The organism is Brucella oryzae, assembly GCF_041929965.1.
GTDB classification, from domain to species: Bacteria; Pseudomonadota; Alphaproteobacteria; order Rhizobiales; family Rhizobiaceae; genus Brucella; species Brucella oryzae.
The window spans coordinates 142,458-156,130 of sequence record NZ_JBHEEO010000002.1; the positions used below are offsets into that span (position 1 = coordinate 142,458).

Genomic DNA, 13,673 nt, shown 5'->3' on the forward strand with positions numbered 1-13,673 from the left:
ACTATTCCCCAACCCGGAAGCAAAACTTCCGGGTTTTCAAGTCTTGAAAAGCCTTTTGTGCGCGATTGAACGTCGTTTTCCCCCTTCCACACGGCCCCTGTTTATCCTACCTAGACCTCAATCATGATGAGTGGAGTTTCGGGTGAAGACGCCAAAAGGAAAAGGCAAAAAGCCGTCGGGCGGCAAGCAGGAGCGCAGCTTCGAGCGCGCAAGACATGATGCGCCGCGCCCGGACAGCAAATTCGACAACAAATTTGAAGGTAAAAGCTCGTTTTTCAAAAAGCCGCGGCCACAATTCGCAAAGACGGCTCCCAAGCCCCTTGAGGATAAGCCTGTCACCTCGCTTCGCGAAATCAAGCTTTATGCCGGTGCGCGTCCAGGAGAAAGACTTCCGCTCATCCTCGAAACGGAACCGTCATCCGATTATGCGCTTCTCGATAGCGGCAACGGTTTGAAGCTTGAGCAATACGGCCCCTATCGCATCGTCCGCCCGGAAGGGCAGGCAATCTGGCTGCCAAGCCTGCCGCAAAAAGAGTGGGATCAGGCCGATGCCGTCTTCACCGGCAACACCGACGAGGAAGGCATGGGACGCTGGGCGTTTCCCAAAGTGCCGCTCGGCGAAACATGGCCCATGCAGCATGACGGCATTTCCTTTCATGGCCGTTTCACCTCGTTCCGCCATGTCGGCGTGTTCCCCGAGCAGGCAGCCCATTGGTCTTATATGGACGGACTTATCCGCGAGGGGGTAAAATCCGGACGCAGCGTGAAAGTGCTCAATCTTTTCGGCTATACGGGCCTCGCTTCGCTGGTGGCAGCGCGTGCGGGCGCCGAAGTGACCCATGTGGACGCCTCCAAGAAAGCCATTGTCTGGGCGCGTGAAAATCAGGAAATGGCCGGGCTTTCCGACAAGCCGATCCGCTGGATCTGCGAAGACGCAATGAAATTCGTGCAGCGCGAGGAGCGGCGCGGCAGCTTCTATGACATTATCCTGCTCGATCCGCCTGCCTATGGGCGTGGCCCGAGCGGTGAAGTCTGGCAGCTGTTCGAGCATCTGCCTGCCATGGTCGATACGTGCCGGTCGATCCTGACGCCAAAGCCGCTGGCCGTCATCCTGACTGCCTATTCGATCCGCGCCTCTTTCTTTGCCATTCACGAACTGATGCGCGACCGTTTCACCGGCCTTGGCGGCACGGTCGAATCGGGCGAACTTATTCTGCGCGAACAGGCAGCAGGACGCGCACTTTCCACTTCCATGTTCAGCCGCTGGGTAGCCAAATGAGCCGTAACGACGATTTTTCCAAAGGCGGCTCTCGTGCCGAATATTCCAAAGTGGGTCAGGTGAAGGAAGTCACCAGCCTCACCAACCCGATCGTGAAGGATCTGCGCTCGCTGGCACTGAAAAAATTCCGCGACCAGCAGGGCGTTTTTCTGGCCGAAGGGCTGAAACTCGTCATCGACGCGCTGGAGCAGGATTGGCGCATCAAGACACTGGTTTTTGCCAAGTCCGGCAAGGGCAACAAAATGGTAGAGCAGGTTGCCGCACGCACTTTTGCCAAGGGCGGACTGGTGCTGGAAGTGACCGAAAAGATCATGGCTGCCATCACCCGCCGCGACAATCCGCAAATGGTCGTCGGTGTTTTCGAGCAGCAATATCGCCCGCTTGCAAATCTGAAACCGAAGAACAATGACGTTTATATCGCGCTCGACCGCGTGCGCGACCCAGGCAATCTCGGAACCGTCATCCGTACCGCCGATGCGGTCGGCGCCAAGGGCGTTATTCTGATCGGCGATACCACCGATCCCTATTCGCTCGAAACCGTGCGCGCCACAATGGGCTCAGTCTTTTCCATGCCTCTCTACAAAGGGACGGAAGCCGATTTTCTTAACTGGCGCAAAGGCTTTTCCGGCCTTGTCGTCGGCACCCATCTCAAAGGCGCCGTCGACTATCGCACCATTCCCTATGCCAACAAGCCGGTCGTGCTGATGATGGGCAATGAACAGCAGGGCCTGCCGGACAGCCTTGCCGACACTTGCGACAAGCTTGCCCGCATTCCGCAGGCCGGTCGTGCAGATTCTCTCAATCTCGCAATTGCCACCGGCGTCATGCTCTACGAAATTCGTCGGGATGCACTCACGCTCGATGAAAGGGCTTCCGAATGAAGCGGCATGCGGTCTGGTCCTCACTTTTCGTCGTCATTCTTACCGTGTTGATCGACCAGGGTGTCAAACTTCTGGTGGAAACAAGAATGGGCTACGGCCAGCAGATCGACCTGCTGCCGTTCCTTGCCTTGTTTCGTACGCACAATGAGGGCATCGCCTTTTCCATGCTGGCCTGGCTGCATGATTGGGGACTGGTCGCAATCACCGCCGCAGTTATTATGTTCGTACTTTATCTGTGGTGGACCAACGCGCCGGACCGCATTTTTGCGCGCTATGGTTTTGCGCTCGTCGTCGGCGGCGCCATCGGCAATCTTATCGACCGCGTGATGCATGGTTATGTCGTGGATTATATTCTGTTCCACCTGCCGACTTGGTCATTCGCGGTTTTCAACCTCGCCGACACGTTCATTACAATCGGCGCAGGCCTCATAATTCTCGAAGAATTTCTCGGCTGGCGGCGCGAACGGGCTGCCCGCTAACCCACCGGGTTGAACAGTTTCTGCCTTTCGCATAATTTGATCTCTTAAAATTAAAAGCTTTTTGAAGAGGATAAGGTCCAGTCATCCGAATTGACACATTGGTGACATGCTTCTGTCATCGTCGCGTAGCACTGAATCTGTACTGCTTCGGTCGAACTGGACATCCTGTCCACGCAATCGACTGAACGAGGATTGGAATTGGTTAGCCCTTACTGAAATATCAGTGGGAAAGCCGTTCAGGAATACGTGAATAGAGAAATCAGGAGCCATCATCATGACAGTACTGCTTGGAATGGACCAGCAAATCATTGATGATACGGTCATGTCAGGCTTAGAAGCACAACAGGCGCTGTTCGCGTCCAACGGCGACCCTATTGTTCTGGGGCGCATCGGATCGCTGGAAGTACGGCTTGCAAACTCACGCGAGGCTATCGAGGCCGCGCAGGAACTGCGTTTCCGTGTCTTCTTCGACGAAATGGGTGCACGTCGGGAAAGCATCGAAGCCGTGGAACTTCGCGACGCCGACCGCTTCGACGCTATTTGCGATCATCTGCTCGTTTACGACACCGCCCTGCCCGTGCCGGAACACCAGCAGATTGTCGGCACCTATCGTCTGATGCGCAGCGATCAGGCGGAAAAAGCGCTCGGCTTCTACTCTGCCGACGAATATGACGTACAGCGTCTGGCCCTTTCGCGCCCGAACCTTCGCCTGCTTGAACTGGGACGCTCCTGCGTGAAGGCGGAATACCGCTCCAAGCGCACCGTCGAGCTTTTGTGGCAAGGGGCATGGGCTTATTGCCGCCGCCATTCCATCGATGTGATGTTCGGCTGCGCTTCGTTCCACGGCGCTGTGCCTGCAGCGCATGCGCTCGGCCTGTCGTTCCTGCATCATAACTGCCGTGCCACGGACGACTGGGACGTGCGCGCCTTGCCCAATCGTTATCAGGCCATGGACCTGATGCCGAAGGAAGCCATCAACAACAAGGTTGCATTGTTCTCGATGCCGCCTTTGGTGAAAGGCTATCTGCGTCTTGGCGCAATGATCGGTGACGGTGCAGTCATCGACGAGGCATTCGGCACGACCGATGTTTTCATCATTCTGCCCATCGAGCGTATATCCAGCCGCTACATCACCTATTACGGTGCTGAAGCGAACCGCTTTGTATAAGCAAAAAGGCGAAACAGATGTTTCGCCTTTTTAGTTTCACGCCCTGCCTGCCAGTTCCTTCAACTTGTAGATCAGATCCAGCGCTTCTCGCGGAGTCAGCTCATCGGGACTGATTGCAGAGACAGCCTTGGCCAGTTCACTATCTTTCGCCTGAACCTGCGGCTTCGGCTTTTCCTGCTGCAAGACAACCGAGAACAGCGGCAGATCATCGATCAGCTTGTCTGCCTTGCCGGAGGTTTCGCCGGCTTCCAGCTGATGCAACACATCGCGCGCACGATTGACGACCGCTTCCGGCAGACCGGCCAAACGCGCCACCTGCACGCCATAAGAACGATCGGCTGCCCCTTTTGCCACCTCGTGCAGGAAGACGACGTCATTGTCCCATTCCTTGACCCGCATGGTGACATTGGAAAGCCGATCCAGCTTTTCTGAAAGTGCCGTCATTTCATGGAAATGCGTGGCAAATAGCGCGCGGCAACGGTTCTTCTCATGCAGATATTCGACTGCCGCCCAGGCAATGGACAATCCGTCGAACGTCGCCGTACCGCGCCCGATCTCATCAAGGATCACCAGCGAGCGTTCGCCTGCCTGATTGAGGATCGCAGCCGTTTCCACCATTTCAACCATAAAGGTCGAGCGTCCGCGCGCCAGATCGTCGGAAGCGCCGACGCGGCTGAACAGCCGGTCCACGACACCTATCTGTGCAGAACCCGCAGGCACGAAGGAGCCCATCTGTGCCATGATCGCGATCAGCGCATTCTGGCGCAGAAAGGTCGACTTACCGCCCATGTTCGGACCGGTCAGAAGCCAGATCGCGCCATTGCCGCCGTCCATTTGCGGCGAGAGATCGCAATCATTGGCGACGAACGGATTGGCCGCTTGACGCCGGAGGGCCTGCTCTACGACCGGATGACGACCGGCAACAATGTTAAAGGACAGGCTGTTATCGACTTGCGGGCGGCAATAGCCCTGCTCTTCCGCCAGTACGGCAAGCGATGCCGAGACGTCGAAAACCGCCAGTGCCGATGCGGCGGCACGAATACTGTCGGCATGGGACACGGCCTCCGCCGTCAGTTCCTCGAACACGGCAAGCTCGATGGACAATGCGCGGTCGGCGGCATTGGCGATCTTGCTTTCCAGTTCCGCCAGTTCGGTCGTGGTAAAGCGCATGGCATTGGCCATGGTCTGGCGATGGATGAAGCGGCCCTTGGCTTCATCCGTATCCGTCATCGCCCCGGCATTGTTGGCCGTCACCTCAATGAAATAACCAAGCACATTGTTATGCTTGATCTTCAGCGATTTGATACCGGTTTCTTCGATATAATTGGCCTGCAGACCGGCGATCACCCGGCGTGACTGATCGCGCAGGGCCCGCATTTCATCGAGTTCGGCATTATATCCTGCCCGCACGAAACCGCCGTCGCGTTTCAAAAGCGGCAACTCGTCGGCCAAGGCCCGGTCGAGATGAGCAGTAAAGATGGCGGGCATGGCACTGACGGCATCGCGGGCAAGTGCCAGTTCGTCCGGAAGCAAAGCGCTTTCAAGCAAGTTCGCAATGGTGTGCGCAGCCTCGAAGCCTCGGGCAAGGCTGCCCAGATCACGCGGACCTCCACGCCCGACGGCAAGGCGCGAGAGTCCGCGCGGCATATCCGGCACACCCTTCAGTTCTGCACGCATGGCTTCGCAGAGCGACTGCTCGCTCAGGAACCAGGAAACGGAATCGAGCCGCAGCGCGATTTCTTTCGGATTGGTCAGCGGTGCAGTCAGGCGTTCGGCGAGAAGCCGCGCGCCGCCACCCGTCACCGTACGGTCAACTGCCTTCAGCAAACTGCCGTCGCGATTGCCCGACATGGTGCGCGCAAGTTCCAGACTGGCGCGCGTAGCAGGATCGATGAAAAGCGTGCCGCCCTCATGTTCGCGTTCGGGCCGCATCAAGGGCGGACGCTCGGAAATCTGCGTCTTTTCAATATAGGCGATTGCGCCGGAAATAGCGGAGAGTTCCGGGCGGCTGAACTGGCCGAAACCATCCAGTGTCGCGACGTTGAAATAGCGCTGGATGCGCGCCTCCGCCGCTGCACTGTCGAAAAGCGTTGCCGGCTGCGGCGTTACCGCCTTGCCGACGAGATCGAACACTGGACGCAGTTCCTCATCATGAAAAGCACTGTCGGCCACGACCAGTTCACGCGGGTCCACCCGCATCACATCGGCGAACAGCCGGTCCGGCGTGGTTTCCGCAACGCGAAAAGTTCCGGTCGAAATATCGATCCAGGCGAGAGCCAGCGCGCCATCGCCGCGTGTTCGCCCCATCGCCATCAGGAAATTGGCTTCGGATGGATCCAGCAGCTTTTCTTCGGTCAATGTGCCCGGTGTAACGAGACGGATCACATCGCGCTTCACCACCGATTTGGAGCCGCGCTTCTTCGCCTCTGCCGGGTCTTCCACCTGTTCGCAGACCGCGACGCGATAACCCTTGGCGATCAGCTTCTGCAGATAATCATCGGCAGCATGGACCGGCACGCCGCACATGGGAATATCCTCGCCCAGATGCTTGCCGCGCTTGGTGAGCGTGATGCCCAGCGCGGCGGAAGCCTCCACTGCGTCATCGAAGAACAGCTCGTAAAAATCGCCCATGCGATAGAAGAGCAGCGAATCGACATTCGCCGCCTTGATCTCAATATATTGTTCCATCATGGGCGTCAGGCGAACGGGCGCTGCCTCGGCGGCATTGTCTTCCGCTCCCGAGCTATGTTCGTTAGCCGTCGTTTCCATCTACAAACCTTCATTTATTGCTTAGCTGACAAGGCTAAAGTTATAAAATTTCGTATTCCATCGCTTTTGGATGAATATCTATTCCTCGAAGCACTGTTTACACGATGCGTGACTGGCGCTATCGAAGTTCTCCCGCAGATGAAACCGGAGGGAACATGCCAGCCTCGACGCCGAAGGGCAACACATCAGAACGCGCACCCACAGCCAGTGAGAAGGAAGCGCTCGACTTTCACGCGCAGGGCCGCCCGGGCAAGCTGGAGATCAACCCCACCAAGCCCATGACCACGCAGCGCGATCTGTCGCTCGCCTATTCTCCGGGCGTCGCCGTGCCGGTGAAGGCAATCGCCGAAGACGCCGCCCGCGCTTATGACTATACAGCCAAGGGCAATCTCGTCGCCGTTATCTCGAACGGCACCGCCATTCTCGGCCTTGGCAACCTTGGTGCGCTCGCATCCAAGCCGGTGATGGAAGGCAAGGCTGTGCTGTTCAAGCGCTTTGCCGATGTCGACTCCATCGATCTTGAAGTCGATACGACCGACATCGACGCTTTCATCAATGCGGTGCGTTATCTCGGACCGTCATTCGGCGGCATCAATCTGGAAGATATCAAGGCGCCGGACTGCTTCATCATCGAGAGCCGCCTGCGCGAAATGATGGACATTCCGGTCTTCCACGACGACCAGCACGGAACGGCCATCATCGCCGCTGCCGGCCTCATCAATGCGCTGCATCTGACCGGCCGCGACATGAAGACGACGAAGCTCGTCTGCAATGGCGCAGGTTCAGCAGGTATTGCCTGTATCGAACTCATCAAGGCGATGGGTTTTACCTCGGAAAACGTCATCCTGTGCGACACCAAGGGCGTCGTTTATCAGGGTCGTGAAGAGGGCATGAACCAGTGGAAATCCGCACATGCCGTGAAGACCGACAAGCGGTCGCTTGCAGATGCCATGAACGGCGCGGATGTCGTGTTCGGCCTTTCGGCCAAAGGCGCGCTCACGGAGGACATGGTGCGCTCCATGGCGCCGAATCCGATCATCTTCGCCATGGCCAATCCCGACCCGGAAGTCACACCTGAAGAGGTGGCGCGCATCCGTGATGACGCCATCGTTGCCACCGGTCGCTCGGATTATCCGAACCAGGTCAACAACGTTCTTGGCTTCCCTTATATCTTCCGCGGTGCACTCGACGTGCGCGCGACAACCATCAACGATGCGATGAAAATCGCCGCCGTCAACGCACTGGCTGAGCTTGCCCGCGAGGATGTGCCGGACGATGTGGTCGCGGCCTATCAGGGCAGCCGTCCGCGTTTCGGCCCGAACTATATCATTCCGGTGCCGTTCGATCCGCGCCTGCTTGCATCTGTCTCGGCGGCCGTCGCCAAGGCAGCGATGGATACCGGCGTGGCCGGGCGCGCCATTGCCGACATCGAAGGCTACAAGCGCGAATTGTCGGCGCGTCGCGATCCGATCGCTTCCACATTGCGCGGCATCTATGAACGTGTCCGCCGCCAGCCGAAGCGCATCGTCTTTGCCGAAGGCGAAGAAGAACAGGTGATGCGCGCCGCCGTTTCCTATGTCAATCAGGGTCTCGGCACCGCAATCCTGGTTGGCCGCGAGGAACGAGTGAAGGATACGGCGAAGGCTGCCGGTCTTGATCTCGACCGTCCGGGCATCGAAATCATCAATGCCCGCTTGTCGAGCCGCAATGCCGCCTATGCCGACTATCTCTACGAGAAACTGCAGCGCAAGGGCTATCTGACGCGCGATTGCCACCGTCTCATCAACAATGACCGCAATCATTTTGCGGCCTGCATGGTGGCGCTTGGCGATGCCGATGGCATGGTGACGGGCGTGACCCGTAATTATGCGACAGGCCTGGACGACGTGCGCCGTGTGATCGATTCCAAGCCTGGTCATCGCATGGTCGGTGTTTCCATCGCGCTTTGCCGTGGGCGTACGGTGTTCATCGCCGATACCGCCGTTCATGAAATGCCGACCGCAGCCGAGCTTGCCGATATCGCAGTTGAAGCTGCAGGCATGGCGCGCCGCATGGGCTATGTACCGCGTGTCGCGCTGACCGCCTTCTCGACTTTCGGCCATATGGGCGGTGAACGTTCTGCACGCATTCAGGAAGCCGTCCGCATTCTGGCGACGCGCCATGTCGATTTTGAATTCGACGGCGAAATGAGTGCCGATGTGGCGCTGAACCCGAAGCTGATGGAACAATATCCGTTCATCCGCCTGTCGGGCCCGGCCAATGTGATCGTCACGCCGGACAATCATTCCGCCTCGATTGCCGCCGACATGCTGCAGGAGCTCGGTGGCGCGACAATCATCGGCCCATTGCTCGTCGGCCTCGACAAGCCAGCGCAGATCGTCACCATCGGCGCGAAGGATTCCGATATCGTCAACATGGCGGCAATTACTGCCTATAACGCGACGAACTGATAAATCAGCAGATAGTGTTAGGCCGGGGAAACCCGGCCTTTGCTTTTGGATATTCATCATCCATAAAAGCGGCTATAGGATACGGACCATCGTCCACTATCATTTTCTCCGCAAACCGGATCTACATGCCGCATGAGCGCCCACGACCTTAAGCTGGAAGAGATTGTCAATCCCGAGACGCTGCGCCGCAAGCTCAACGAACTGGCGGACTCCACGGACGAAAGCTACACCAGTCTTACCGTGCGCAAAGTCGTGCTTCAGGCTCTGAAGGATGCTTTGGTGCGTGGCCGCGCCAATGCAGAAGGCATGTTGATGAAGGATGGCGGCGGCACGCTCTGCGCCAAACGCCTTTCCTTTCTTATGGACACGCTGATCGAGGCGCTGTTCGAATTCGCAACCACCAAAGCCTATCCGATGGTTAACCCGTCGAAGGCCGAGAACATGGCTATCGTCGCTGTCGGCGGTTACGGGCGCGGCGGACTGGCGCCGGGGTCGGATATCGATCTCCTGTTTCTGCTGCCTTACAAGCAGACTCCCTGGGGCGAGCAGGTGGTCGAGTACATGCTCTACATGCTGTGGGACATGGGGCTGAAAGTCGGCCATTCCACACGTAATATCGATGAATGCATTCGTCTGGCGCGCGAGGACATGACGATCCGCACGGCAATTCTCGATGCCCGGTTTCTCACCGGCAATCGCGATCTCTTCAAAACGCTTGTCACCCGCTTCAACGAGGAAATCGTCAAGGATACCGGCCCGGAATTCATTCAGGCCAAGCTTGCCGAACGCGACCAGCGCCACCGCAAGGCAGGAGAGACCCGCTATCTGGTTGAACCGAACGTCAAGGAAGGCAAGGGCGGCCAGCGCGACCTGCATACGCTGTTCTGGATCACCAAATATTTTTACCGTGTCAAAACGAAAGAAGAGCTGGTCAAGCTCGGCGTTCTGTCGCGAGCCGAGCTGAAGCTGTTCAACAAGGCGGAAGATTTTCTCTGGGCGGTACGGTGCCACATGCACTTCGCGACACTGAAGGCAGAAGAGCGCCTTTCCTTCGACATACAGCCGGAAATCGCAGAGCGCCTTGGCTATACGGCACATCCCGGCCAGAACTATGTTGAACGCTTCATGAAGCATTACTTTCTCGTGGCAAAGGATGTGGGCGATCTCACCCGCATCATCTGTGCTGCACTGGAAGAACAACAGGCCAAGCATGTGCCGGGCTTCAACCGCATCTTCCTCACTTTCTCGCGACGCAAGCGCAAGCTTTCCGCAGATGGCGATTTCGTTTCCGAAAATCATCGCATCAACATCGCGCGGCCGCAGGTTTTCAAGGAGGATCCGGTCAATATCATCCGGCTCTTCCATCTGGCCGACAAGCACGGGCTGGAATTTCACCCCGAAGCGATGCAGAGCCTTACCCGCTCACTGAAACTCATCAATTCCGATCTGCGTGAAAATCCCGAAGCCAACAGGCTTTTCCTCGAAATCCTGACTTCACCGCGCAATCCCGAACTCATTCTGCGCCGCATGAACGAATCCGGTGTGCTCGGAAAGTTCATTCCGGACTTCGGCAAGATCGTCGCTATGATGCAATTCAACATGTATCACCATTACACGGTGGACGAGCATCTGTTGCGCTGCATCGCGGTGCTGTCGGAAATCGAGCATGGCGAACTGGAAAACGAGCACCCGCTTTCAAATCATCTCATCACAACGATCAAGCGCGACCGCAATCTGCTTTATGTGGCCCTTCTTCTGCACGATATCGCCAAGGGTCGCCCGGAGGATCATTCGATTGCCGGAGCGCGCATTGCCCGCAGGCTTGGGCCGCGGTTCGGCCTTACCCCTGCCGAAACCGAAACCGTCGAATGGCTTGTGCGCGAACATCTGACCATGAGCATGGTGGCACAGTCGCGCGATCTTAATGATCGCAAGACCATCATCGATTTTGCAGACACAGTGCAGACCATGGAGCGGTTGAAGCTTCTCCTGATCCTGACCGTCTGCGACATCAAGGCGGTCGGTCCCGGCGTATGGAATGGCTGGAAGGGCCAGCTTCTGCGCACACTCTTCTACGAAACCGAACTGGTCCTGACCGGCGGCTTTTCGGAATTGTCGCGCGCCGACCGCGATCATCAGGCGCGAGAGGCACTTGCCGAACGGCTCTCCGATTGGCCGCAGGATAAGCGCGATGCCTATCTGGCGCTTCATTACACCAACTATTTCCTGACGGTCAGCCTGGAGGATCAGGTCCGGCACGCCCATTTCATTCGCGAAGCAGACCGTAACGGACGGGCGCTGGCCACCATGGCCAAGCCGCATACTTTCGAGGCCGTCACGGAAATTACCGTGCTGGCGCCCGATCATCCACGCCTGTTGTCGATCATCACCGGTGCCTGCGCAGCGGCTGGCGCCAACATCGTTGACGCGCAGATTTTCACCACCGGCGACGGACGCGCGCTCGATACCATTCTCATCAACCGCGAGTTCGACACCGACGATGACGAACGCCGCCGAGCGGAACGCGTCGGCAAGGTCATTGAGGATGTCCTGTCCGGCAAGGCCCATCTGCCTGACGTGCTGGCCAAACGTACCAAGCCGAAGAAAGCAGCTAAGGCTTTCAAGGTGGAGCCGCGTGTCGAGATCAACAACACGCTCTCCAACAAGTTTACCGTCATCGAAGTGGAAGGCCTGGACAGGCCCGGTCTGCTTTCAGAACTGACCGGCCTTATTTCCGATCTTTCGCTGGATATTGCATCGGCCCACATCACCACTTTCGGCGAGAAGGTGATCGACAGTTTTTACGTGACCGACCTCGTGGGTCACAAAATTTCAAACGCCACCCGCCAGGGTAATATCAAACGCAAACTGCTTGGTATTCTCGGCGGGGAAAATGGCAGCAAGACAAACGGTCGCTCGTCTCAGGCCGCAGCATAGGTTTTTCAGTCATATGAGTTTGGTCAAAAAGTTCGCCACGGTCGCGTCCGGAACGCTGATGAGCCGCATTTTTGGCTTCACGCGCGAGATGTTCATGGCGGCGGCGCTCGGCACCGGCCCGGTGGCCGACGCTTTCAATGCAGCTTTCCGCTTTCCGAACACATTCCGCAGGCTCTTTGCCGAAGGCGCGTTCAATTCAGCCTTCGTGCCACTCTTTGCCAAGGAAATCGAAAAGAACGGCATGGACGGTGCGCGCCGTTTTTCAGAAGAAGTGTTCGGCGTTCTCTTCACCGTGCTTCTGTTCCTGACCATCGTGATGGAACTTTCGATGCCCTTCATCGTGCGCACCGTCATCGCGCCAGGTTTCACCGACGATCCGGTGAAGTTCGACAATACGGTGCGTCTTGCCGTCATCATGTTTCCTTATCTGGCCTGCATGTCGCTGGCGGCGATGATGGGCGGGATGCTGAATTCGCTGCATCGCTATTTCGCTGCGGCAATCGCACCGGTCTTTCTCAACATCATCCTGATCGGGGTTCTCGCCGTGGCCTGGTGGCGCGGCTACGACGCACTTTCCGTTGGCTACGGCCTTTCCTGGGGCGTCATGGCCGCAGGGCTGGTCCAGCTTGCAATTGTCTGGCTTGCGGTGCGCAATGCAGGCATCAAGATCGGCTTCCGCCGCCCTCGCCTCACCCCCAATGTCAAACGGCTGCTGGTACTGGCACTGCCTGCCGCGATCACCGGCGGCATCACGCAGATTAACCTGCTGATCAACACGAATATCGCGTCGGGCATGGAAGGTGCAGTGTCATCGCTCGTTTATGCGGACCGCATTTATCAGTTGCCGCTCGGCGTCGTCGGCATTGCGGTCGCGACCGTGCTTCTGCCCGAACTGTCACGCGCGCTGCGCGGCGGCCATATGAGGGAAGCGTCAAACCTGCAAAACCGTTCGGTCGAGTTCACGCTATTCCTCACTCTTCCCGCCGCTGCTGCCCTTCTCGTCATGTCGGAACCCATCGTCCGGCTTTTGTTCGAACGCGGCAAATTCAGCCCGGACTCCACGCTCGTCGTTTCCAATATTCTGGCGATCTATGGCCTCGGCCTGCCTGCTTTCGTGCTGATCAAGGCGTTTATTCCCGGTTTCTTCGCACGCGAGGACACCCGCACGCCGATGATCTTCGCCGCCATTTCAGTGGCGGTGAACGTCTCGCTCGCCATCACGCTTTTCCCGCATTTCGGCCCGACCGGCATTGCTACGGCTGAAATCGTCGCCGGCTGGGTCAATGCCGTTCTTCTGTTCGCCATGCTCGTGAAGCGCGGCCATTGGGGACTGGATATTCCGCTGCTCACCCGTATTCCGCGCCTCCTCGTCGCTGCCGCGATCATGGCATTCGGAATCCATTATGCTATCGGCTATTTTGCCTATGAGCTTTCCTCAGCGGCACCGCTTGTCCTGCGGGCAGGGACCGTAACAGCAATTGTTGTTGCGGCAATGGTCGTCTATTTCGGTTTTGCCTTCGGACTTGGCGGCGCCAATACGGGAATGATCCGTCGCAACATCAAGCGCAGTACGACAAAGAAATCCCCTGAAAGCGAGCAATAATTCAAGCTTGAAAGGCGGCTGCGTCTCTGCGAAAAGACCAGCATTCAAAATCCCCGCTCTCCACCGGCGGGGCAATTTTCGTCACGCATTTCCGAACGCGAAACCGG

At 57.7% G+C, this 13,673-nt stretch carries 8 protein-coding genes; 7 read left to right on the plus strand and 1 reads right to left on the minus strand.

What is annotated here, in order from left to right:
• Positions 1-142: 142 nt before the first annotated feature.
• The 4 genes from JNC70_RS02570 to olsB all read left to right on the plus strand — a co-directional run bounded on the left by JNC70_RS02570 (position 143) and on the right by olsB (position 3,807).
• Positions 143-1,279 carry an RsmD family RNA methyltransferase gene (locus JNC70_RS02570; protein ID WP_104757096.1) on the plus strand — a complete coding sequence of 379 codons (1,137 nt, stop codon included), beginning with the start codon at positions 143-145 and terminating at the stop codon, positions 1,277-1,279.
• Entirely contained in the window at positions 1,276-2,160 is an 885-nt protein-coding gene (locus tag JNC70_RS02575; RefSeq protein ID WP_104757098.1) for a TrmH family RNA methyltransferase, read from the plus strand. Before JNC70_RS02570 ends, JNC70_RS02575 begins: the two co-directional genes overlap by 4 nt.
• The gene (gene lspA / locus JNC70_RS02580) at positions 2,157-2,639 is read left to right on the plus strand and encodes a signal peptidase II (protein ID WP_104757100.1); all 483 of its coding nucleotides are present in this window, start codon (positions 2,157-2,159) and stop codon (positions 2,637-2,639) included. Before JNC70_RS02575 ends, lspA begins: the two co-directional genes overlap by 4 nt.
• A gap of 274 nt (positions 2,640-2,913) precedes the next feature.
• Positions 2,914-3,807: a l-ornithine N(alpha)-acyltransferase gene (gene olsB, locus JNC70_RS02585; RefSeq protein WP_167394094.1), complete on the plus strand. Its 894-nt coding sequence runs from the start codon at positions 2,914-2,916 to the stop codon at positions 3,805-3,807.
• A gap of 36 nt (positions 3,808-3,843) precedes the next feature.
• Here the strand turns inward: olsB and mutS are convergent, their stop codons facing one another.
• Positions 3,844-6,576 carry a DNA mismatch repair protein MutS gene (mutS, locus tag JNC70_RS02590; protein ID WP_104757101.1) on the minus strand — a complete coding sequence of 911 codons (2,733 nt, stop codon included), beginning with the start codon at positions 6,574-6,576 and terminating at the stop codon, positions 3,844-3,846.
• Between the two features lie 155 nt (positions 6,577-6,731).
• Here mutS and JNC70_RS02595 point away from each other — a divergent pair, with 155 nt between their 5' ends.
• From JNC70_RS02595 to murJ, 3 genes are all read left to right on the plus strand, one after another.
• Complete coding sequence (locus tag JNC70_RS02595) at positions 6,732-9,026, plus strand: NADP-dependent malic enzyme (RefSeq protein WP_104757103.1); 2,295 nt, start codon at positions 6,732-6,734, stop codon at positions 9,024-9,026.
• Positions 9,027-9,158: 132 nt separating this feature from the next.
• Positions 9,159-11,963 carry a [protein-PII] uridylyltransferase gene (locus tag JNC70_RS02600; protein ID WP_104757105.1) on the plus strand — a complete coding sequence of 935 codons (2,805 nt, stop codon included), beginning with the start codon at positions 9,159-9,161 and terminating at the stop codon, positions 11,961-11,963.
• A gap of 13 nt (positions 11,964-11,976) precedes the next feature.
• A complete protein-coding gene (murJ, locus tag JNC70_RS02605) occupies positions 11,977-13,566 on the plus strand; it encodes a murein biosynthesis integral membrane protein MurJ (protein WP_104757106.1) in 1,590 nt (529 codons plus the stop codon).
• Positions 13,567-13,673 lie beyond the last annotated feature (107 nt).